Here is an 18,638-nt window from a genome sequence, read left to right on the forward strand (position 1 = left end):
AAGATGTTCAACTAAAAAAATCCCTGCAAATTACAGATACATAAATATCCTTGCATCTGTAATTATTTCGATATCAATTTCGAGCTGGTACGGATAAATTTTAATATTCCAGGGTCGTCGATACATCGACGGCTTTTACTGGATTATCATATGCTAGACAAGATAATATTTTCGACTTTATATTGCCGCTAATATCACAAAAGAAAGTTGCAATCTTTCGGTGCAATATAATATTTTAGTATCATTCAATAACACATCATCAATGCTTGTCGACATTTGTCATACAGACTTCATACTTTTTGCCAGCCCTTACCCAGCTTTCATTATCTCCTAAACAGAACTCTAAAACAGGATGTATATAAGTCATTACTTAGCTCTCACTATATAATTGAATGCTAAGTTGCGTGGCCTGGTAGTTATACCTTTGGATATTCCAGATTTTATAGAGGTAATAATGGTTGAACTCATACCATTGTCTGAAATCGCGCCTTCATAATTATTCGGGTTAGTTCCATCTGGCATTTTAAAGTCAGATTGCTGCATATCAAATAATGAGTCTTCATTTTTGAATCCTAGCCCGACTACACCATTAGCGCCCGTTGCGTCCTGATTATAATAATCGAGCATCGCTGTTCTGAGGGTCGTAGACTGCTGCGATGTTAAGATCCCTCTTCCATTATCGATACCACGACCACCATCCCAGCCACGAATAAACTCTCCACGTAAATCCGGTAATTTAAGTGATGGATAGGCTTTCGCCAGAAGCGGGTAATCAGCTGCGCTAAAAGTATCACCATTACAGGTCAACCAGCCTGATGGTGGTATTTCAGACGGCCATGGAACCGGCACACCAACCGGCAAAGCAGAGCCTTCGCCCAAACCGAGGTTTTCGCGAAACAAACCCCTGGCCCCTGTAACCTACGCAATGGCAAACTCCCCACCTTTTACCAGAGGAAAAACGATGCTGATTGGCTATGTCAGGGTGTCAACAAATGACCAAAACACCGATTTACAACGGAATGCCTTGCAGAGTGCAAATTGTGAACAGATTTTTGAGGATAAAATCAGCGGTAAGACCAGCGAACGGCCAGGCCTAAAGCGGGCGCTCAGGACGTTAAAAGAGGGCGATACTCTGGTGGTGTGGAAGCTGGATCGGCTTGGCCGCAGCATGCGTCATCTGGTCATGCTCACTGAGGAGCTGCGTGAACGTGGAGTCAATTTCCGTAGCCTGACAGACAGCATCGACACCAGCACGCCGATGGGACGTTTTTTCTTTCATGTGATGGGCGCCCTGGCGGAAATGGAGCGTGAATTGATCGTTGAACGCACGCGAGCGGGCCTCACCGCTGCGCGAGAAAAAGGACGCATTGGTGGGCGGCGGCGCATTATGACGCCGGACGTCGTGGAGCGGGCAAAAAGAATGCTGACGAACGGCGCCACACGTTACCAGGTGGCACTGGTGCTGGATATCTCTGTCAAAACCCTGTATCGCTATCTTCCAGTCAACGCCGCTAAACCCACCGATCATAGTAGTAACTAACAGGAATAAACGATGTCATTTGCCGTGCGTTTTTACGATCGTGCCGACCGGGCTGATATTCGCAAAATCCATATGGACGCTCATCTGCAGTGGCTGGAAAGCGTCAGGTCAGGCGTACTGATTGCGGGCTCCCTCAGAGAGCATGCCACGGCCCATCCCGATGGTGCGTTATGGATTGTGGAAGCCGCATCCAAAGAAGCTGTTGAAACCCTCCTGAAGCAGGACCCGTTCTGGCAAGAGGGCTGCGTCAAAACGTGGATATCCGGCTCTGGAGTAAGGCTTTTGACAGCCCCGTTACCCTGTAAATTATCGCCACTGTTTAGCCACGCGCCAGCAAACTGCAATCGCATGCATCCTTTCTGCTGACCTGACACTCTGAGCACACCCTCAACACGGAGTGCTACAGATGTCTGATTTTCATCACGGTGTCCGCGTCGTCGAAATTAATGACGGCACACGCACCATCTCGACTGTTTCAACCGCCATTGTTGGCATGATCTGCACCGCAGAAGATGCTGATGCAACGGCGTTCCCTCTTAACACACCTGTTCTGCTGACCAACGTGCAGGCAGCCATCGGCAAAGCCGGTACCCAGGGCACCCTGGCGGCCGCGCTGCAGGCGATTGCTGACCAGGCGAAGCCAGTGACTGTCGTGGTTCGCGTAGCAGAAGGCGCGAGTCAGGCGGAAACCACCTCTAACCTGATTGGCTCGACAGACGCGAACGGTAAATACACCGGCATGAAGGCGCTGCTCAGCGCGCAAACTCAGCTGGGTGTTAAGCCACGTATTCTGGGCGTGCCAGGGCTGGATTCGCTGGAAGTGGCGACCGCGCTGGCCAGCATTGCACAGCAGCTGCGTGGCTTTGCTTACGTGTCCGCCTGGAACAGCAAAACCATCTCTGATGCCATGAAGTACCGCGAAAACTTCAGCCAGCGTGAGCTGATGGTCATCTGGCCAGACTTTATTGCCTGGAATACCGCGACCAGCAAATCTGAAATGGCTTATGCCACCGCACGTGCGCTGGGCCTGCGCGCCAAAATTGACAACGATACGGGCTGGCATAAAACCCTGTCCAACGTGGGCGTCAATGGCGTAACCGGCATCTCTGCAGACGTTTTCTGGGATCTGCAACAGACTGGCACCGATGCCGATCTGCTGAATGAGAAGTGCGTCACCACGCTGATCCGTAAAGACGGCTTCCGTTTCTGGGGCAACCGTACCTGTAGCGACGATCCGCTTTTCGCGTTTGAGAACTACACCCGTTCAGCGCAGGTGCTGGCCGATATCATGGCGGAAGCGCACATGTGGGCCAACGATAAACCGCTGACGCCAGTACTGGTACGCGAAATCATCGCCGGCATCAATGCGAAGTTCCGTGAACTGGTCAGCGCTGGTTATCTGCTGGGTGCGAACTGCTGGTACGACGAAAGCGCGAACGATAAAGAGAGCCTGAAGGCGGGCAAACTGTTTATCGATTACGACTACACGCCGGTGCCCCCGCTGGAAGATCTGACGCTGCGTCAGCGCATCACTGATACCTATCTGGCGAACTTCGCCGCATCCGTAAACAGCTAAGGAGCCGGATAAATGGCACTGCCACGTAAACTCAAGGGGTTAAACCTCTTCAATGATTCAAACAGCTATCAGGGCATTGTAACCGCCGTTACGTTGCCGAAGCTGTCACGCAAGCTGGATACCTATCGCGCAGGCGGCATGAACGGCGCCGCGTTTATCGATAACGGCCTGGACGATGCGGCGCTCGATATGGAGTGGACGCTGGGCGGTATGGATGAGCTGGTACTCAGCCAGTGGGGCGCAACGGCCAACGTTCCGTTACGTTTTACCGGTTCTTATCAGCGCGATGACACCGGCGAAGAGATTGCCGTTGAAATCGAAGTGCGCGGTAAGCACCAGGCGTTTGACTTCGGTGAAGCCAAGCAGGGTGAAAACGCCGAAACCAAAGTCACCAGCAAAAATACCTATTTCAAACTGACCTGGAATGGCAAAGAGCTGATTGAAATCGACACCGTCAACATGGTGGAGAAGGTCAACGGCGTCGATCGTCTGGAACAGCGCCGTAAAAATCTCGGCCTGGTGTAATAACAAAGGCCAGCGCGTTCTGCGCTGGTCCCTCTTGATTGAGATGGAGAAAAAATGGAACAGCTGGATAAGCCGGAACAGAAAGACAACCTGGTGGTGCTGGAAAGCCCGATTTCACGCGGTGATGTAGTGATCGCCCAGATCGAGCTGGTCAAACCGAACGCCGGCGCACTGCGCGGTGTACGACTGGCCGAGCTGGCCTCGTCCGATGTGGATGCGCTGTTGATGGTGCTGCCCCGTATCACGATGCCTTCGCTGACCAAAGCGGAATGCAATGCGCTGGACCCGGTTGACCTGATTGCCCTGGGCGGCAAGGTGATTGGTTTTTTGTCAGCGAAATCGGCCACGTAAGCTGGCCCCGCGATATGACGGTCAATGATCTGATGGCCGATATTGCCAGCGTTTTTCACTGGCCCCCCTCAGAAATGTATCCCATGTCGCTGGAAGAGTTACTCGACTGGCGGCATAGAGTGATGATCCGCAGTGGAGTAACCTCAGATGAGTAACACGCTCAAGCTGCAAGTGCTGCTGGAAGCGGTTGATCGGGCGACGCGCCCGTTCAGTGCCGTGCGTAAAGAAACAGAAAAACTGTCTGCGGATATCCAGGAAACGCAGGACCACCTGGATGCGCTCAACGCTAAATCCGCGCAGATTGAAGGGTTCCGTGCGACGCGCAAAGAACTGACGCTGACCCAACAAAATCTCAAAAATACCCGGGCAGAAGCGGCAGCACTCGCCATTCAACTTAAAAACACCCAAAACCCCACCGCGGAACAAACGCAGGCGCTGGATAAGCTGCGTCAGTCGGCTAACGCGCTGCAGCAAAAAAATATTCAGCTGCGTCAGTCGGTACAGGAGCAACGCCAGGCGCTGAATGACGCCGGGATTTCCACGCGCCGGTTGAGCAGTGAGCGCCGGAAGCTGAATCAACAAGCCGAGCAGACGACATCCACCCTCAATGCGCAGGGTCAGTCCATGGATCGGCTGAATCAACGTCAGGACAAGCTCAACCGCATACGCGATCGCTACCGTGCCGGCATGGCGCTGGCAGATAACGTGCAAAGTGCCAGTTCGAAGGCCAAAGACTTTGTTGAAAAGGGCCGAAAAGTCATTGATTACCTGTCACCTGCAAATGAGGTTGTGCAAGCCCGCGCGGCGATTACGCAATCGGGTGGCTCATCGGGAGAGGCAAAAGCTGCAGCACCGGCAGTGGCTAACCTTGCAAACGCGACGCAACGTAGCATGCAAGAAAGCGCGTCTTTGGTGCTCAATATTAAAAACGCGTTCGGCATTGCAGATGACCAGGTTGGTCAGTTAGGCGACGTGCTCTCATCGACCTTTGCCAATAAAACCACCGATTTTACCGCGCTTAAGACGGCGATGGTCGCTGTAGGGCCAGCCGCGAAGGACGCCGGTGTAAGCGTCGGTCAGACCGCGGCCATGATGGGCGTGCTGGCGGAAAACGGCATGACGGGCAGCCAGGCCGGTGCTGGCGTCAGCGCCATGTTGACACATGTTCAGGCACCGGACGCCAGCGCAGACAGCGCACTGAAAGCGTTGAATGTGCAAACCGCTGACGAACAGGGCAACAACCAGCCCATTTTCGCGGTGCTCGGTCAGGTACAGGCGGCGTTTGAGAAAAATAAACTCGACGCAGCCCAACAAGCCGCTTATCTGCAGGCCATTTTTGGTGAACAGGGCGCGGCCCCTGCCGCAGTGCTGATGAAGGGCGCAGCCAGTGGCCGACTGGATCAGCTGTCTCAGGCGCCCGCTGCCCAGCCGCCAGCCGCAGACGCGTCGGTTGATACCAGCCTGCAGGCTATCACTCAGGATGGCTTGTCCGTACAGTCCGTACTGACCGGCGTCATGAATATCAATCCTCAGCTCTCGGACAGCCTGCTGACGCTGGCGGCCGGTGGGCTGACGTTGGTGGATTCCCTGGCCAGCGTGGGGAACATTGCCTGGCCCGTCATTAGCGGGCTGAGTACTATCATGGCGGGTGTGGAGCTGCTGGGCAGCGCGTTTGCCATCATCGGTGGCGCGATTACGGCCACGCTGGGGGCGATTACGCTACCGGTGGTCTTGCTTGGCGCGGCTATCGCGGCGGGTGCCATGTTGGTTTACCAGTACTGGGAACCGATTAGCGCTTTTATCAGCGGCGTTGCTGAAGGTTTCAGCGCGGCGATGGGGCCGATAAGCGACGCGTTCGCGCCGCTGAAGCCGGTATTTGACTGGTTCAGTAACAAAGTGTCTGAGCTGGGCGCATGGTTCTCGACGCTGCTGGAACCCGTGAAGTTTTCTCAGCAGGAGCTGGCTTCAGCAGGGGAGATGGGACAGCGCTTCGGCAACATGCTGGCGACAGCGCTGAAATTGCCTGGTGAAGCCCTTAACCAACTGCGGGGCGGCATTGACTGGGTGCTGGGCAAACTTGGCATCATCGATGAGAAATCTGACAAGGTGAAAGACAAGCTGCCACCGCCCAAAATGCGCGAGCAGGACGACGAGGATGAGGATAACGCGGATGCCCGTCCGGCCGCATCGCGCGCCAGCCTTAACAGCACGCTCAATCAGCCTTTGCCTTCGGTTAACAATTCAAACGTGGATAACCGTCAGCACACCGTAACCAACAACATCTATGCGACAGGCGACCCCCAGGCGATCGGACAGGCCGTTGCACAGTATTCCACGGCATCGCCGTGGTCCACGGCTGATAGCAGCTATAACTCCATGTTTAGCCGGGATTAATTCACCATGATGATGATATTAGGCATGATGCCGTTTGTACGGCAAACCCTTCCCTTCGACAATCTGAAGCATGACGTGGGCTATCGCTGGGCAAAGAACAGTCGCGTGGGGCGACGTGAGTCGACCCAGTTTTTGGGTGCCGGTGACGATAAAATCACCCTGTCTGGCGAGCTCCGGCCTGAAATCACCGGCGGCAATGTCACGCTGCTGGCACTGAAGGCGATGGCCGATGAAGGCCTGGCGTGGCCGCTGATTGGCGGCAATGGCATTATTTACGGCATGTTTGTCGTAACAGATTTCTCGGCCACGCATACCGAATTCTACAGCGACGGCAGCGCGCGCAAGATAGGCTTTACCCTCAACCTGTTGCGGGTTGACGATTCGCTGACCAGCATGTTCGGCGACTTAAAAAGGCAGGCGGAAGAACTGCAAAACCGGGCCAGTGACGCAGCGCAACGGGTGGGTTCTGTCATCAACAGCGTTACCTCTGCGCTGAGCGGAGGGCGCTGAGATGAGCGATATCGCCCCGATTCCGGTGCCTCTGCGCGTTGCGCCGACGCCGGACTTCAATATCAAAATTGAGACGAAGGATAAAACGGAAGATATTCGCCCACGGCTGATTTCTCTGAAGTTAACGGATAACCGTGGCTTGCAGGCCGATCAACTGGAGCTGACACTGGACGACAGCGACGGCCAGTTGGTCATGCCGCCTTTTGGCGCAAAAGTCGCCCTGGAGATTGGCTGGAAAGGACAGCCGCTTGCAAATAAAGGCATCTACCTCATTGATGAAGTCACCTACCAGGGCGCGCCGGACACGATAACGGTGGTCGCCCGAAGCGCCGATTTTAGCGGTTCGCTCGATGTTAAAATCACTGATTCATATCCAGACATGACGGTTGGCGAGGTCGTGGAAAAAATCGCGAAACGTAATAACCTCAAGTGGAAAGTTTCGCAGGAGATAGCTAAGAAAAAGATTAAGCACCTCGATCAAACACAGGAAACGGACGGCACATTTATTACTCGTCTGGCTATGCTGGTTGGCGCGGTGGCGACAATTAAAAAAGAAATGCTGCAGTTCTTTGCCCCCGGGCAGGGCGTGACCGTGAGCGGAAAGCCGATTTCACTCCTGAATCTGAACCGACAGGATGGCGATAAGTATGAGTACAAATTGTTTAAGCGCGACGATTACAGTGGCGTAGAAGCAAAATGGTACGATCAGAAAAAGGCGCAGCAGAAAGGGGTAACCGTCAACACGATACCGCCAGCAACACCGGCGGTGAACCCTGTCCATCCCGCAGCCAAAAATATCCCCACAATCGGGCAACAAGACCCGGGAAAAACCTATGTTTTTGGCAGCAATAAGAAGCTGTATGTACTGAATACGCACTTCAGTAGCCAGGAGGAAGCAGAGGAGGCGGCTAAGGCAAAGTGGCAGGAACTGCAACGCAACCGGGCTACGCTGAAGATCCTACTGGCGCTGGGTGCTGCGGAGTTGATTCCTGAAACGCCGGTCAAAGCTCATGGTTTTAAATCGGTCATCGATAATCAAAAATGGCTGATTACCAATATCGTGCATACCCTCGATAAAAGTGGCTTTACCACCCAGTTGAACCTGGAGCTGATGACTGAAAACGTGGATTACATCTTAGTTGAAAAGCAAGTTGGTTAGATTAAATCTAATTATTGTTGCTTTTTGTTTAGTCTTTGGCTAATGTGATTGTATGCCAGAGAGGAGAACAACTATGATGCATTGCCCAAAATGTCAGACCGCCGCCCATACGAAAAGCAGCCGTTATGTTTCGAAAGAGACGAAAGAACGTTATCACCAGTGCCAGAATATTAACTGCAGTTGTACCTTTAAAACCCTGGAGAGCGTATCCGGGATTATCGTCGAACCGGCACAGATTAATACCGTGCCGGTGATGGCGAAAGGCAGCAATAATCCGTCACCGCAGCTGCTGTAAGCCCAACCCGCGAAAGCGGGTTTTTTTATGGCTGCGGCCTGGATGGGATCGCTGGGAGATCAGGCTGAAGGCCAGCGAGCCGTTGACGTTTAAGGGCGCGACAGCGGCCTCTGGGAGTGCTGTTAATAACTGTACGGTGGTGAGGGCCGGGGCCCTTGGGGACACTGGCAATTACTGTACGGAATAAAAAGATTTTACTGATATGAGTCAGGCAAAACAGGCTTCCGGTGAAGAGAGAAAAAGCGTGGCGATTTTCGGCAGAAGAAAACGCAGGGGTGATAAAGTATTTTGGTACTAAGAGTAAGTCCGCGCTGGGATTTGAATTCGGTATGCGAATTCCCTTCTTCCAAAGGGAAGAAGGGAAAGGGCCGGAATTAATGAACGCTATCTGTAAGTTTGCTATCGATCATCACCAGCCCCGACGCTGTTTGCACAAAACGCGGCGCGGTTAAGTCATCAGTCATGATGTTAATCATCTGGAATAACAAGCCGGTGATGTGTTTCTGCAAGTCTGTAGAAGCCGGCTGATTCAGCAACACTAACGTCAATGCGCTGCAATATTGCCGCATCTCTTCCGAATCTATCGAACAACCGCTGCGACAGGCTTTGTCATTACCTTTCTCCAGCGTGAGGCGTTTAATCAGGTGTTCTGGCAGTGGCTTGTCTAACAGAACTTTCAAGACTTCCAGTGCAGCGAGCAGACGGCCGCATAGTGCCATACGAGCGGTGATATCGTGACATTCCACCAGGGCATCGACATAGTGGCTACATGCCTCCAGCACCTGAAAGAGATCGTGCGTCGTGCCGAGCGGTGTTTTCAAAAGGGTTGATACTGCCGGTTCGATAACTGGTTGAATGTCCACGATTTCATAATGAGTGGTTGTGTTACTATTGGTATTAGCCATAGCGTTGTTTCCTTTAGAGTGAACGTTGTGGTCAGACGCTCCGGTATGTGTTGCATCACTGCCGGGGCGTTGCTCTCATAAAAGGCCTCATGTTAGTGTGGTCTTTTAAAGGATTAAAATGAGGGAATAGGTCAGTACATGTCAATTATAATGCGTGAAAAAAAACCAAAAGGTGGAGGCAAGTCCCCACAATTTCAAATGCGCATTGATCCCGCCTTAAAAAAACAGCTCGATGCGGTTGCAACTGAAGAAGGAATTAGTCTGGCAAGCTGGCTGAAGAATCTGGCGAGAGAGGCGTTAAAGGCAAGGGGAATTGAGCCGGAGGGGTGAGTTTGTACGTGAAATATTGAGTTAATTATATGTGTGGTAAATGAAAAAAGCTAAATTTCGCTATTGTGAAGTTTTTAATTTGGCCATTACAAGTTTGATAAAATAGCTGAGGCTTTGATGGAGTTGTGAGTAAATGAAGCTTTTTATTGTATGGTTACTGCAATCTTTTTTCTATCTTGTACCGATTATAGTCAGTGTTGTTGGTGCTTATTTTATTGTGCGATTCGTTCCATTTTACCCAATGGGGTTTGTGGTTGTCTGGGTCGGTATCGTTGCTTATCTTTATGTAAGATACAGTAAGTGGGTTTAACCTCAACCGTATAATCTTTTTCATGGCGATTTTCAAAACACCATGAAGTTTCAATATTTATCTGTAATATGATGTTCAGTGAATCGGGACTTACCCATATTGACTTGCTCAAAGTAAATAATCAGGATGTAAGGTCCTTATAAATGAATGAGCAATCTAAGTTGTACGCTTACAAGATTGGCTATGAGATAACATTCAAATAAAATAATATTGCCAGAAAGAAGAGCAGACTACGATAATGGACGAGACAGAAAAAGCAGTACTCGATCTTGTTGAGACTTACAATGGTCGAAGCATATTTACCTTTAAGCGGTATCCGCTCAAACATAATACCGATCTTAATGAAGATTTTCGAATGGACCCGTTAGATGCCTATGATTTACTAGAGGAATTCACAGAGAAATTTTCGATTAATTTAGATGAAATCAATTTCACTCGCTATTTTCCTGAAGATAATGGCAAAGCAGAAAAGGCGTTGACCATTCAATTACTGATTGACTCGGCCCGAGCAGGTCACTGGACGGATGAAGAAAAATCAAAAACAGAAAATACCTTACCCTCAAACTCAGACAGGAAAATAATGAAAAAGGGAAAAAATAAGACGATTTATATTTTAGCAGTCATTATATGTTTTCTGATTCTTCCGGAAATAATGGTTCGTACACTAACCCCAGAACAACTCGTCAGACTCAGCGATTTCACAAGCCTGGGCGGGATTTTTAGCCATCTCCTTTCGTTAATGTTTTTTCTCGGTATAACATCGATTTTGCTGGGCATTGTCGCTATCTGTCTGGCAAAAAAAATCTACCGATATTTTGTCAGGTTAAAAAAATAGCATACCTGCTGTACGCTCTGTATGCGTTACCAACGCACTGAGAGCAAAATTTTGCCAAAGCTGAAAACGTTGAGCGAAAGCAATCCAGGAAAGCGTATAGGATCTGCGGACCTGTTTTACAGTGGCTGGTCCGCGCAAACTCATGGGGGAAATGTGAGTAGGTCAAAGTGTGCCATTCTTAGCGTAATGTGAGGTGTAATACGTTATTCCGCCCTTGCAGGATGCGGACGAGTTGGGCATCGCCATGGAGAGCGAGAAAGCGCTACTGGAGCAATGGAGAACCTACCGCGTGGAGACCTTAACGGCACCGGATATTAGTTGGCCGGGAAAGCCTAAACAGAAACATCCCCGTTACAGCGGGGACTATCAGGAAAATTTTAGAGGCGTGAAGGCTTAATTTTGCCATTCAATCATCTCATCCAGCCGTTTTAAAATATCTGGGAAGTAGCTCTCATTGATGCCGAAATCACCTTTCACCTGAGCGCTGTCAGCATGCGCTTCAGGACGAAGGTCATATTCAATAATTACACCCTCTTCGCCGGTTACTTTCCTGATGATCATATTCAGTTGATGGCACTGGCTTTGAAACACGAAAGGCTTTATCTCTCTTTGAGCAATTAAAGCATTATGGTGCGCTGCAAATTGCTCACGTAGTTCCAGTAGCTCACCTACCGTAAATTCAGTTTGAAACTGTGCTTTCAGGCCAGGAACAGAAAATTCAACAAAAGATTTTATCCAGTCCCAGCGATGATGTTCAGGGTCAATGTCGTTATCGACCACTCTTTCAAAAGGAGAAACCGTAAACGTAAATTTCTCATCTTTAATATCAAACATTGATGCGTTCCTGTCGGTTATTAAAAATACATAAAGTGGGTGATTGTCCAGTCGGACTCTCTTACCACAACTTCGAGTGTGTATTTTTTATACTCAGTAGTGGCCTTCTTACGATAAAGCTTGTACATCTCAATTTCGTATCTGTACAGGCCTTTAACTTTCCGGGGATCGGCCGTTCGCTTACCAAAACGAATAGCTTTTTCCTGAATATGTAAAGGAACATACCGACCCGTTTCATACATGTGCTTAGCAGCCGTTTCGGTCATTTTCAGGTTGCGTACAGATAAGCCGAGTTTAAACCGGGCGCGCAAAAATGAAATCGTTCCCTGGCCAAGCTTTGCTGTAATCGCTGTTCGCGTACCCGCTTCAAATAAAGCACGGCCAGTGCGGAGAATGCGGAAAACACCAAAAGCAATTAGTGCAATATCAGTGGGATCGAACAACGGCGTTTCAAGCGGAGCCTCTTCAAGCCGGACAAAATGGCCCTGTGCATCATAAATTTGCCAGAGGCCGGGAGCCTGAGCCACGGTGTAGCCGATACACATACCGCTTGTTTCATCAAGCACCGGCTGAGCATTGCGTGGTAGATGTTGTGGCCGAAGCTCAAAAAATTCTCCGGGGGCAATCTTGACTCAAAAGTGTAATACCGTCCAGGTTCCTGTCTTTCTGCTCTTCCTGAGATCATTCTCGTTCCCTCTTTTTGATGATGGCTGTTCATAGTGCCACAGGAAGGCAAAGCGATCATTCCCGAGTAAATGCCCGATCATTCTTCAACAAACCCTAATTGTATAAACGGCATTGCCTGACCTGACACTCTGAGCACATCCATTTTACGGGGGCATCAGATGTCTGATTACTGTCATGGTATCTGCATCGTCGAAATCATGGATGGCACTCGCAACATTTCCATCATCTCTACCGCGATTATTGAGCTGGTCTGTACCGCCTGGGACGCCGACACTACCGCTGAATACGCCGGTATTGTTTGCTAACGTGTAGGGTGGTATCGCCAAAGCCGGGGCAAAATGCACGTTAGCAGGCGATTTTCGACCAGGCCAAATCGGTTAATGTCTTGGTGCGCGTTGCCGTGGGTGCGACCGAAGCGGAAACCATCTCAAGCATCATCGGTACCACTTACGAAAACGGCCAGTACACTGTAATGAAAGTCCGGTTAAGCGCAGAATCAGCTCGGCGTGCCGGGCCTTAACTCGCTGGAAATGGCGATCGCGCTCGCCAGGATCGCGTAGCAGGTGCACCTTCAAAACGTACGAAAGCATAGCGGGGATGATCGTCTCGCCGGGCCAGACTAATAAGGTGCCGATTTTTACGCATAACGACAGAAGGTAATCGTTACTTCACTGAAAGCTCGCGAAAGTATGCTTTTTGTATCTGCGTTCAAAAAGAACGAATAAAGTCATGCGATACTTTTGTGACACTGGCCTATAGAAACAAAAAAGCCACTCGGCTAAAAGTGGCTTAATATCCTGATTCAACAGGTGAAATCTGGTGGCCCCTGCTGGGTTTGAACCAGCGACCAAGAGATTATGAGTCCCAATTCAAAGTGAGTTAAATCAGTAAGTTGCTGATTATTATTATTTATTTGGGCCGAATAGTGATGAAAAGTGGCATATAGCGTTGCGCTCTGCTGCCACTTTGCTGCCATTTTTTTCGAATTTTTATAACTTTTCTTTACTTTAGTTAGAAAACTGAGATAGTGAAAGTCACCAAATAAAATTTTCTTTAACTCAATAGACATCATTGCAAACGCCGGTTAGGCTCCATGTTATTTTTTTAAATTTATCTTATGTGCTGTTTTTTAATAAAAAAAAGATTGTCAATTGTTTTCATGATTAATTATATCTATTTAAAATTTTTTTTAATATAAATATTCCATTGCATTTAAAAATTGAGGGTAAAATGGTTACTTTTATAACGTCAATTACAACGAAAGTTATTTCTGGTCTTTTGGTTAAAGCAGGTGTTGCTTCAATTTCTTCTGCTATTAGTACTATTAAAAGTAAGAAAAATGTCTACGAGTTGTATAACTCGCTATGTGAGCCTAGTGGTAATCATGATTATGCTAAAAATGTCATTAATAAGGTTTTTACTTTTAGGACTATTATTTATGGTGACAGGGATGTGTTTTTGGATCAAATTTACCATCCATTAAAACTTACATCTCCTGAAGATGAGGTTGTTGTTGTGGATGATAATTTTACTCTACCCGAACATACATCATCTTGTCTGGTTGGTTATGCTGGGCAAGGTAAGACTATCACTATGAAAAAAATGTTTTTGGAGGACTTAAACAAAAATGTCTTCTTTCCTTTGTTTATTTCTCTTAGAGCAATCGATTTTTCAAGCCAGGTTTCAGTTCCTGAAGTCCTTCTGCAGCACTTCAAAGCTCATGGAGTAAAAACAGATGTCGACAGTGTTATAGGTTTACTTAAACAACTGAATAATATAAGGGTGTATTTTGATGGTTTTGATGAGATTCATCATGACGAAAGAGATAATGCTTTGGCGCTATTGGATGAATGTATCTCATTATGGAAAATGAATGTTATTTGTTCTTCAAGGCCAGATACTCAAGTATGTAAAAAACCAGGCTTTCTGGTTTACAATGTTCAATTCCTTAATGCTAGTGATGTTGAGGAGATTATCAACATTAATGTTATAAATGTTGAAACTAAAAGTACACTTTTAACCATTCTACATGGAAAGGACTTTTTATTAGATTCGATAAAATCCCCTATACTTGTTGATATTTTTATAGTGACAAGTATAGGGCTTGGAAAAAACCTGAAAATATTGTAAGTTACTATGAGTCTTTATTTTCATCTTTGGTGTATAAACATGACTTTAATAAAATATTCACACGCGCCAGAAAAAGTGATCTAACTGACACGCAAATGGAGCAATGTTTATCATATTTCGCTTTCATTGCCCAATTAAAGCAACAAACAAATTTTGCATATTCAGATATGGTTGAGGCTTTTATTGATGCAAAAGATATTATTGGCAAGGGAAATGATGATGAGAAAGCTATAATTGAAGATGTTATTGAGATTACCAATTTAATTACAAGGGATGGGTATGATAATTATACCTTTATCCATAAGTCGATACAGGATTTTTATGCAGCTAAATTTATAAGCACTAGTGCAGAAGAAAATCAGATTGATTTTTTTCATGAAATTAAACAATTGAGGCCGGATGTGAATTTTTGCTATATGTTAAAAAGTTTAATTCCTTCTGCATATTACCCTCATTTTATTAAATTGAAAATCGATGATTTGGGCTTTAAGGAAGATAATATAAAATACCCTGTCACAGAAAACGTGATTAAGTACCTTGAAGATGCTGAAATACTTTTCGACAAAGAAAATGAACATGGAGATGGGGGTGATACTTTCAAAATTGTTGGGATTGTAAATTCCATTTCAAAAGATGATTTTCCTTTTTCAATTATTGATGATCTAAAAGAGTATATGTTTTTGCGGCAGGTTGAATGTGATCCCATTACGTCTATATTTAGTTATTGGAGTGTTAATAAACTTAATGATATTAAGTACTCGAGTTTGGTTGAGGGTAAAGTAAGGCAGTCAAAAGATTACTCTGCTTCATTTGAAATGACTGGAAAGGAATTTATATCTATTTTTCCTGATTTTGTTGAGTTCATTAAATTATTTGTAAAAGATGTAAGTGGAATGATAGATAGTATATTTGAGGAATATAATGCTGCTATTGAGAAAGTAAACTCCAAAAATGTTACAACACAGAGAGTGATTAAAGCCTTAATGAAAAAAAATAGTAAATAGGCTTTTTTTTTTGGTTTGTAAAGTGGCGCAAGTCATATGGTTTGCGCTACTCCCTAAATGTATGTTTTTTTTCATTAAATAATTATTTATATAATTAACCAGTTATCTGATTATTTAGTTTCTTGCCAAATTATATTAGATTAAGAGGGTTCAACAGCTTTGCTTCTGACAAGTGATTGGGTTTGAAATGCGCATACCTCATGGTCACTTTGATATCGGTGTGTCCCAGTATTCATTGAAGTACAAGGATGTTGCCGCCTTTCATCATGAAATGAGAAGCGAAAGTATGTCGTAAAACATGTGTTAGTTGCCCAGAGGGTGTTTCTATACCTGCACGTTGCATAGCTTTTCTAAATGCTGAATAGCATGGTTTGAATAGCAACTGAGCTTTTCTGCTTGATGGCAGTTCAGCTTTCAATTTTTCACTTATTGGCACCGCTCTATTTTTCTTGCCTTTTGTTTTCACATAGATGATTTGACCATCGCGGATTTGGTTCCCCTTTAGTCCCTCGGCCTCACTCCATCGTGCGCCAGTAGCAAGGCAGATTTTCACAATGGCTTTCAGATCTTTCAATCGGCTGTTCTCACACTCTGTGAGGAGAGTTTTAATTTCCTCAATGGTGAGATATGCCATCTCCAATTCACTAATTTTAAACTCGTGTACTTTCTCAAACGAATTAGGCGCTGTCCATTCATCTAATCGGCGTAGTTCTTTAAATATAGCCCTGAAATACTCGAACTCTAAATTTACCGTGCGATGTGTTATCGTCTTCACTCTACTGGATTGAGTTACCTTCCTGTTTATGATTTTTAAATTTTTTTGTCAGGTAGATAATTACGGTTTTAAGGTCGCTTTTATTTGAAATTTAACCTTCAGCTTAAAGCCAAAATTACAGTGGGTGATATTCTATATCGCTGGTTTTTAGATTCAACTTGCGGAATGCCCACGAGCACAGCATTAACCTGGCTGGCCCTTTTTATCATTTTCATTGATTTTCGTGGTGGCATACATTACCAACACATAAGCCCCGATTCCGCAGATAAATACAGCGAGAGGCCCTACAATCCGCATGCTGCCTTCATTTGTGAAACCTGTATAGAACATCCCAAATACAGTTGCTGTCAAAACCAAAGTTCCCAATATCTCGGAAATAAATTTGAATGACAGTTTAAAGATTCTCGATAGCACGTAATAACTCCTCAATCCTGTTGGGCTCTTTACGCAAAATTTTCCCCATTTCAATCAGGTGCTTAAGAGGCTCTTCAAAAAGGAAGTAGAGCATATCGTAATTATGGATACGCAGCTTCTGCCACAGCGCCGGGTTTTCCATGCTTAATCGCCGAGAGGCATCACATGCTCGCGCTATCACACCCTGAGTTACAATACCGCCTAACATCACGCCTGTTACACCTCTGATTGCGAGACGGGTAATCAGACCGGTTATCATTCCACCCATAACTTTTGTGCCGAGGAAGGTCGAGATACTCACCTGCAATGCAGTGCGTGATGCAAACTGCGTAGCGCTGCCAATAACGGCCTCATGAACTTTCATTAGTACAGGAGCGGGCAATCGGTTTAAAACATCGTCAATGATGATTTTAGCGACTTTGGCGATTGTGTTCCGGTCTTTGATAATTTGCTCTATTGCTTGAAAAACTCGCTTGTCATCATCAAAGTTACGCCGCTGTGTCCGGTAGCCCCCATCCGACAGATTCAGGTCCTGGAATGTTCTTTCCAGTCCTAAATAGAAGTCTCTAGGGATTGATATAACACCATCACCTACGGCTTTTGCTATCTGAGCAACATCCATTAATTAGCCCTCCTACTGCTTTCGCAAAAGCATAACGCAATTGAACTCCTGTGTGTAGTAATAAGGTTCTTTTTGAGTCTCTTCGCACACAACTGCCATTATGGCCTATTCAGGATACTGAGTTGGTAACAGCTTTACTCGGTCTCCTTAATAGAAAAGTTTGATTGAGCTATATGCCTTACGATCAAATCATCACTTCTTAAACCTGTCATATGAGACGCTGTTAACTCAATGTTTTAAATAAATTAGCCAAAATTCGGACCAACTCCATCAAAAACAGAGCGTTGCGGACAGTGCGCATCTGTAGGTAGGTATGATCTGGTTGATACAAACAGGTCTTTTGAAGATTAAATTTAACGGAAACAATGCACTGCACAATGTTATCAAATTAAGCGGTTTTTCTATGACCGTATACTGACGCCATTAAAATAAAACGCCATTTTATCGCCACTCAAAAAGCACAAACAAAAAAGCCACCCTTGCGAGGTGGCTTAACTGCATGATTTTAATCACTAAATCTGGTGGCCCCTGCTGGGTTTGAACCAGCGACCAAGCGATTATGAGTCGCCTGCTCTAACCACTGAGCTAAGGGGCCAATGGAGCGGGGATTATAAAGTATCTGTTCGGGGCAATCCAGCGTTGTTCGGCTGGTTGCTGAAATAAGCAGCAATGTTTTACTTGCTGATAACTATGATAAAACCGCCAAAAACGCTACGCTGATACGCAGCGTCGTCGCATGTGCGGTGAAGCGCGATTGTCTTATTGGGCTTAACAGTAGGAAAGACAGCCGCGATCACGACATTGCTCCGCAAATAAGCGTTAACCACTGGCAAGATTATGACGAATACGGATTCTTTGCGTGAGCGGCCAGGACGCAGCGCAAAGCCAGGAGGCCTCATGAGCGAACACAACATCACCGATATCATTGCACCGGACCTGAACGTCCTCTTCTGCGGCATCAATCCCGGTCAGTCGACCGCGCACACCGGCTATCATTTTGCCCATCCCGGCAATCGCTTCTGGAAGGTGATTCACCTGGCAGGGTTTACGGTGCAGCAACTGAAGCCGGAAGAAGAGCAGCGCTTACTGGAGACCGGCTGTGGTATTACGATGCTGGTCGAGCGCCCGACCATCCAGGCAAATGAACTGGCCAGTGATGAGCTACGTGATGGCGGTCAGCGGCTGATGGACAAGGTTCTATGCTATCAGCCTGCCGCGCTGGCTATCCTGGGCAAAGATGCCTTTAAACGCGCGTTTCGTCAGAGCAAAGTGCAATGGGGCGAGCAGCCGATCTACATGGGGAAAACCCAAATGTGGGTGTTGCCGAATCCCAGCGGATTAAACCGGGCCTCACTGGAAGAGATGGTGGCGCTATATCGCCAGATGTACGAGGCGTTACAGCAGCGGCGTTAATGGTGGCGGTTTGCGGGAAAAGGGCAGGG

The 18,638-nt window shown here is 47.0% G+C and carries 21 protein-coding genes, 1 tRNA gene and 3 pseudogenes; 17 read left to right on the forward strand and 8 right to left on the reverse strand.

All coding sequences use genetic code 11. The features are described from left to right. Positions 1-366 precede the first annotated feature (366 nt). Positions 367-900 (reverse strand): phage tail protein, encoded by a 534-nt coding sequence (locus C1N59_RS03145; RefSeq protein WP_394550296.1) that lies wholly within the window; start codon positions 898-900, stop codon positions 367-369. A gap of 61 nt (positions 901-961) precedes the next feature. On the opposite strand from C1N59_RS03145, the gene C1N59_RS03150 reads away from it, so the two are divergent. The 10 genes from C1N59_RS03150 to C1N59_RS03195 all read left to right on the forward strand — a co-directional run bounded on the left by C1N59_RS03150 (position 962) and on the right by C1N59_RS03195 (position 8,350). Then, positions 962-1,540: a recombinase family protein gene (locus C1N59_RS03150; RefSeq protein WP_394550298.1), complete on the forward strand. Its 579-nt coding sequence runs from the start codon at positions 962-964 to the stop codon at positions 1,538-1,540. Between the two features lie 12 nt (positions 1,541-1,552). Next, on the forward strand, positions 1,553-1,906 hold the full coding sequence (locus C1N59_RS03155; protein WP_394550299.1) for a YciI family protein: 354 nt from the start codon (positions 1,553-1,555) through the stop codon (positions 1,904-1,906). Between the two features lie 40 nt (positions 1,907-1,946). Further along, positions 1,947-3,116, forward strand: coding sequence for a phage tail sheath protein (locus tag C1N59_RS03160; protein ID WP_394550300.1), 1,170 nt, complete (start codon positions 1,947-1,949; stop codon positions 3,114-3,116). A 12-nt stretch (positions 3,117-3,128) separates the two neighbouring features. Then, positions 3,129-3,641 carry a phage major tail tube protein gene (locus tag C1N59_RS03165; RefSeq protein ID WP_033739911.1) on the forward strand — a complete coding sequence of 171 codons (513 nt, stop codon included), beginning with the start codon at positions 3,129-3,131 and terminating at the stop codon, positions 3,639-3,641. A gap of 54 nt (positions 3,642-3,695) precedes the next feature. Continuing rightward, entirely contained in the window at positions 3,696-3,992 is a 297-nt protein-coding gene (locus C1N59_RS03170; protein ID WP_375097014.1) for a phage tail assembly protein, read from the forward strand. A 32-nt stretch (positions 3,993-4,024) separates the two neighbouring features. Continuing rightward, positions 4,025-4,147 (forward strand): GpE family phage tail protein, encoded by a 123-nt coding sequence (locus C1N59_RS03175; protein ID WP_013027268.1) that lies wholly within the window; start codon positions 4,025-4,027, stop codon positions 4,145-4,147. Next, positions 4,140-6,386, forward strand: a complete 2,247-nt coding sequence (locus C1N59_RS03180) for a phage tail tape measure protein (protein WP_394550301.1) — start codon at positions 4,140-4,142, stop codon at positions 6,384-6,386. Before C1N59_RS03175 ends, C1N59_RS03180 begins: the two co-directional genes overlap by 8 nt. 6 nt (positions 6,387-6,392) lie before the next feature. After that, positions 6,393-6,896, forward strand: coding sequence for a phage tail protein (locus tag C1N59_RS03185; protein WP_033739905.1), 504 nt, complete (start codon positions 6,393-6,395; stop codon positions 6,894-6,896). Position 6,897: 1 nt separating this feature from the next. Continuing rightward, positions 6,898-8,055: a contractile injection system protein, VgrG/Pvc8 family gene (locus C1N59_RS03190; RefSeq protein WP_394550302.1), complete on the forward strand. Its 1,158-nt coding sequence runs from the start codon at positions 6,898-6,900 to the stop codon at positions 8,053-8,055. A 73-nt stretch (positions 8,056-8,128) separates the two neighbouring features. After that, a complete protein-coding gene (locus tag C1N59_RS03195; RefSeq protein ID WP_033739904.1) occupies positions 8,129-8,350 on the forward strand; it encodes an ogr/Delta-like zinc finger family protein in 222 nt (73 codons plus the stop codon). 374 nt (positions 8,351-8,724) lie between these two features. On the opposite strand, the gene C1N59_RS03200 is transcribed toward C1N59_RS03195, so the two are convergent. Further along, positions 8,725-9,255, reverse strand: coding sequence for a hypothetical protein (locus C1N59_RS03200; RefSeq protein ID WP_262959506.1), 531 nt, complete (start codon positions 9,253-9,255; stop codon positions 8,725-8,727). Between the two features lie 138 nt (positions 9,256-9,393). On the opposite strand from C1N59_RS03200, the gene C1N59_RS03205 reads away from it, so the two are divergent. From C1N59_RS03205 to C1N59_RS03215, 3 genes and pseudogenes are all read left to right on the forward strand, one after another. Next, positions 9,394-9,585 (forward strand): toxin-antitoxin system HicB family antitoxin, encoded by a 192-nt coding sequence (locus C1N59_RS03205; protein ID WP_039341980.1) that lies wholly within the window; start codon positions 9,394-9,396, stop codon positions 9,583-9,585. A 548-nt stretch (positions 9,586-10,133) separates the two neighbouring features. After that, a pseudogene (locus C1N59_RS03210) lies at positions 10,134-10,421 on the forward strand (DUF1493 family protein); the annotation flags it as partial. A 553-nt stretch (positions 10,422-10,974) separates the two neighbouring features. Continuing rightward, complete coding sequence (locus tag C1N59_RS03215; protein WP_199227863.1) at positions 10,975-11,127, forward strand: tail fiber assembly protein; 153 nt, start codon at positions 10,975-10,977, stop codon at positions 11,125-11,127. Here the strand turns inward: C1N59_RS03215 and C1N59_RS03220 are convergent. Both C1N59_RS03220 and C1N59_RS03225 read right to left on the reverse strand, forming a co-directional pair. Next, the gene (locus C1N59_RS03220; RefSeq protein WP_110268417.1) at positions 11,124-11,564 is read right to left on the reverse strand and encodes a WapI family immunity protein; all 441 of its coding nucleotides are present in this window, start codon (positions 11,562-11,564) and stop codon (positions 11,124-11,126) included. The two genes, C1N59_RS03215 and C1N59_RS03220, sit on opposite strands and share 4 nt — an antisense overlap. Positions 11,565-11,584: 20 nt before the next feature. Then, on the reverse strand, positions 11,585-12,130 hold the full coding sequence (locus C1N59_RS03225) for a hypothetical protein (protein ID WP_394550304.1): 546 nt from the start codon (positions 12,128-12,130) through the stop codon (positions 11,585-11,587). 279 nt (positions 12,131-12,409) lie between these two features. Between C1N59_RS03225 and C1N59_RS03230 the strand changes: the two are divergent. Beyond that, a pseudogene (locus C1N59_RS03230) lies at positions 12,410-12,805 on the forward strand (phage tail protein); the annotation flags it as partial. A gap of 248 nt (positions 12,806-13,053) precedes the next feature. Here the strand turns inward: C1N59_RS03230 and C1N59_RS03235 are convergent. Further along, the gene (locus tag C1N59_RS03235; RefSeq protein ID WP_394550306.1) at positions 13,054-13,323 is read right to left on the reverse strand and encodes a hypothetical protein; all 270 of its coding nucleotides are present in this window, start codon (positions 13,321-13,323) and stop codon (positions 13,054-13,056) included. Between the two features lie 158 nt (positions 13,324-13,481). Here C1N59_RS03235 and C1N59_RS03240 point away from each other — a divergent pair, with 158 nt between their 5' ends. Then, positions 13,482-14,381 (forward strand): NACHT domain-containing protein, encoded by a 900-nt coding sequence (locus tag C1N59_RS03240; protein WP_394550307.1) that lies wholly within the window; start codon positions 13,482-13,484, stop codon positions 14,379-14,381. Positions 14,382-14,476: 95 nt separating this feature from the next. Beyond that, positions 14,477-15,385, forward strand: a complete 909-nt coding sequence (locus C1N59_RS03245; protein WP_394550308.1) for a hypothetical protein — start codon at positions 14,477-14,479, stop codon at positions 15,383-15,385. Positions 15,386-15,515: 130 nt separating this feature from the next. Here the strand turns inward: C1N59_RS03245 and C1N59_RS03250 are convergent. The 3 genes and pseudogenes from C1N59_RS03250 to C1N59_RS03260 all read right to left on the reverse strand — a co-directional run. Further along, a pseudogene (locus C1N59_RS03250) lies at positions 15,516-16,181 on the reverse strand (tyrosine-type recombinase/integrase); the annotation flags it as partial. A gap of 373 nt (positions 16,182-16,554) precedes the next feature. Continuing rightward, positions 16,555-17,196, reverse strand: coding sequence for a hypothetical protein (locus tag C1N59_RS03255; protein WP_394550309.1), 642 nt, complete (start codon positions 17,194-17,196; stop codon positions 16,555-16,557). Positions 17,197-17,715: 519 nt separating this feature from the next. Then, positions 17,716-17,791 (reverse strand) — tRNA-Ile (locus C1N59_RS03260). Positions 17,792-18,093: 302 nt separating this feature from the next. On the opposite strand from C1N59_RS03260, the gene mug reads away from it, so the two are divergent. Next, the gene (gene mug / locus C1N59_RS03265) at positions 18,094-18,609 is read left to right on the forward strand and encodes a G/U mismatch-specific DNA glycosylase (protein WP_394550311.1); all 516 of its coding nucleotides are present in this window, start codon (positions 18,094-18,096) and stop codon (positions 18,607-18,609) included. Positions 18,610-18,638: the final 29 nt, after the last annotated feature.

The organism is Pantoea sp. SGAir0183 (assembly GCF_043545505.1).

Excerpts from the sequence above, each read along its gene's own strand:
- C1N59_RS03200 (WP_262959506.1), bottom strand. The coding sequence starts at position 9,255 with ATGGCTAATACCAATAGTAACACAACCACTCATTATGAAATCGTGGAC.
- C1N59_RS03155 (WP_394550299.1), top strand. The coding sequence starts at position 1,553 with ATGTCATTTGCCGTGCGTTTTTACGATCGTGCCGACCGGGCTGATATT.
- C1N59_RS03205 (WP_039341980.1), top strand. The coding sequence starts at position 9,394 with ATGTCAATTATAATGCGTGAAAAAAAACCAAAAGGTGGAGGCAAGTCC.
- C1N59_RS03195 (WP_033739904.1), top strand. The coding sequence starts at position 8,129 with ATGATGCATTGCCCAAAATGTCAGACCGCCGCCCATACGAAAAGCAGC.
- C1N59_RS03220 (WP_110268417.1), bottom strand. The coding sequence starts at position 11,564 with ATGTTTGATATTAAAGATGAGAAATTTACGTTTACGGTTTCTCCTTTT.
- C1N59_RS03170 (WP_375097014.1), top strand. The coding sequence starts at position 3,696 with ATGGAACAGCTGGATAAGCCGGAACAGAAAGACAACCTGGTGGTGCTG.
- C1N59_RS03185 (WP_033739905.1), top strand. The coding sequence starts at position 6,393 with ATGATGATGATATTAGGCATGATGCCGTTTGTACGGCAAACCCTTCCC.
- mug (WP_394550311.1), top strand. The coding sequence starts at position 18,094 with ATGAGCGAACACAACATCACCGATATCATTGCACCGGACCTGAACGTC.
- C1N59_RS03180 (WP_394550301.1), top strand. The coding sequence starts at position 4,140 with ATGAGTAACACGCTCAAGCTGCAAGTGCTGCTGGAAGCGGTTGATCGG.
- C1N59_RS03160 (WP_394550300.1), top strand. The coding sequence starts at position 1,947 with ATGTCTGATTTTCATCACGGTGTCCGCGTCGTCGAAATTAATGACGGC.
- C1N59_RS03150 (WP_394550298.1), top strand. The coding sequence starts at position 962 with ATGCTGATTGGCTATGTCAGGGTGTCAACAAATGACCAAAACACCGAT.
- C1N59_RS03245 (WP_394550308.1), top strand. The coding sequence starts at position 14,477 with ATGGAGCAATGTTTATCATATTTCGCTTTCATTGCCCAATTAAAGCAA.
- C1N59_RS03255 (WP_394550309.1), bottom strand. The coding sequence starts at position 17,196 with ATGGATGTTGCTCAGATAGCAAAAGCCGTAGGTGATGGTGTTATATCA.
- C1N59_RS03235 (WP_394550306.1), bottom strand. The coding sequence starts at position 13,323 with ATGATGTCTATTGAGTTAAAGAAAATTTTATTTGGTGACTTTCACTAT.
- C1N59_RS03165 (WP_033739911.1), top strand. The coding sequence starts at position 3,129 with ATGGCACTGCCACGTAAACTCAAGGGGTTAAACCTCTTCAATGATTCA.
- C1N59_RS03215 (WP_199227863.1), top strand. The coding sequence starts at position 10,975 with ATGGAGAGCGAGAAAGCGCTACTGGAGCAATGGAGAACCTACCGCGTG.
- C1N59_RS03240 (WP_394550307.1), top strand. The coding sequence starts at position 13,482 with ATGGTTACTTTTATAACGTCAATTACAACGAAAGTTATTTCTGGTCTT.
- C1N59_RS03190 (WP_394550302.1), top strand. The coding sequence starts at position 6,898 with ATGAGCGATATCGCCCCGATTCCGGTGCCTCTGCGCGTTGCGCCGACG.
- C1N59_RS03175 (WP_013027268.1), top strand. The coding sequence starts at position 4,025 with ATGGCCGATATTGCCAGCGTTTTTCACTGGCCCCCCTCAGAAATGTAT.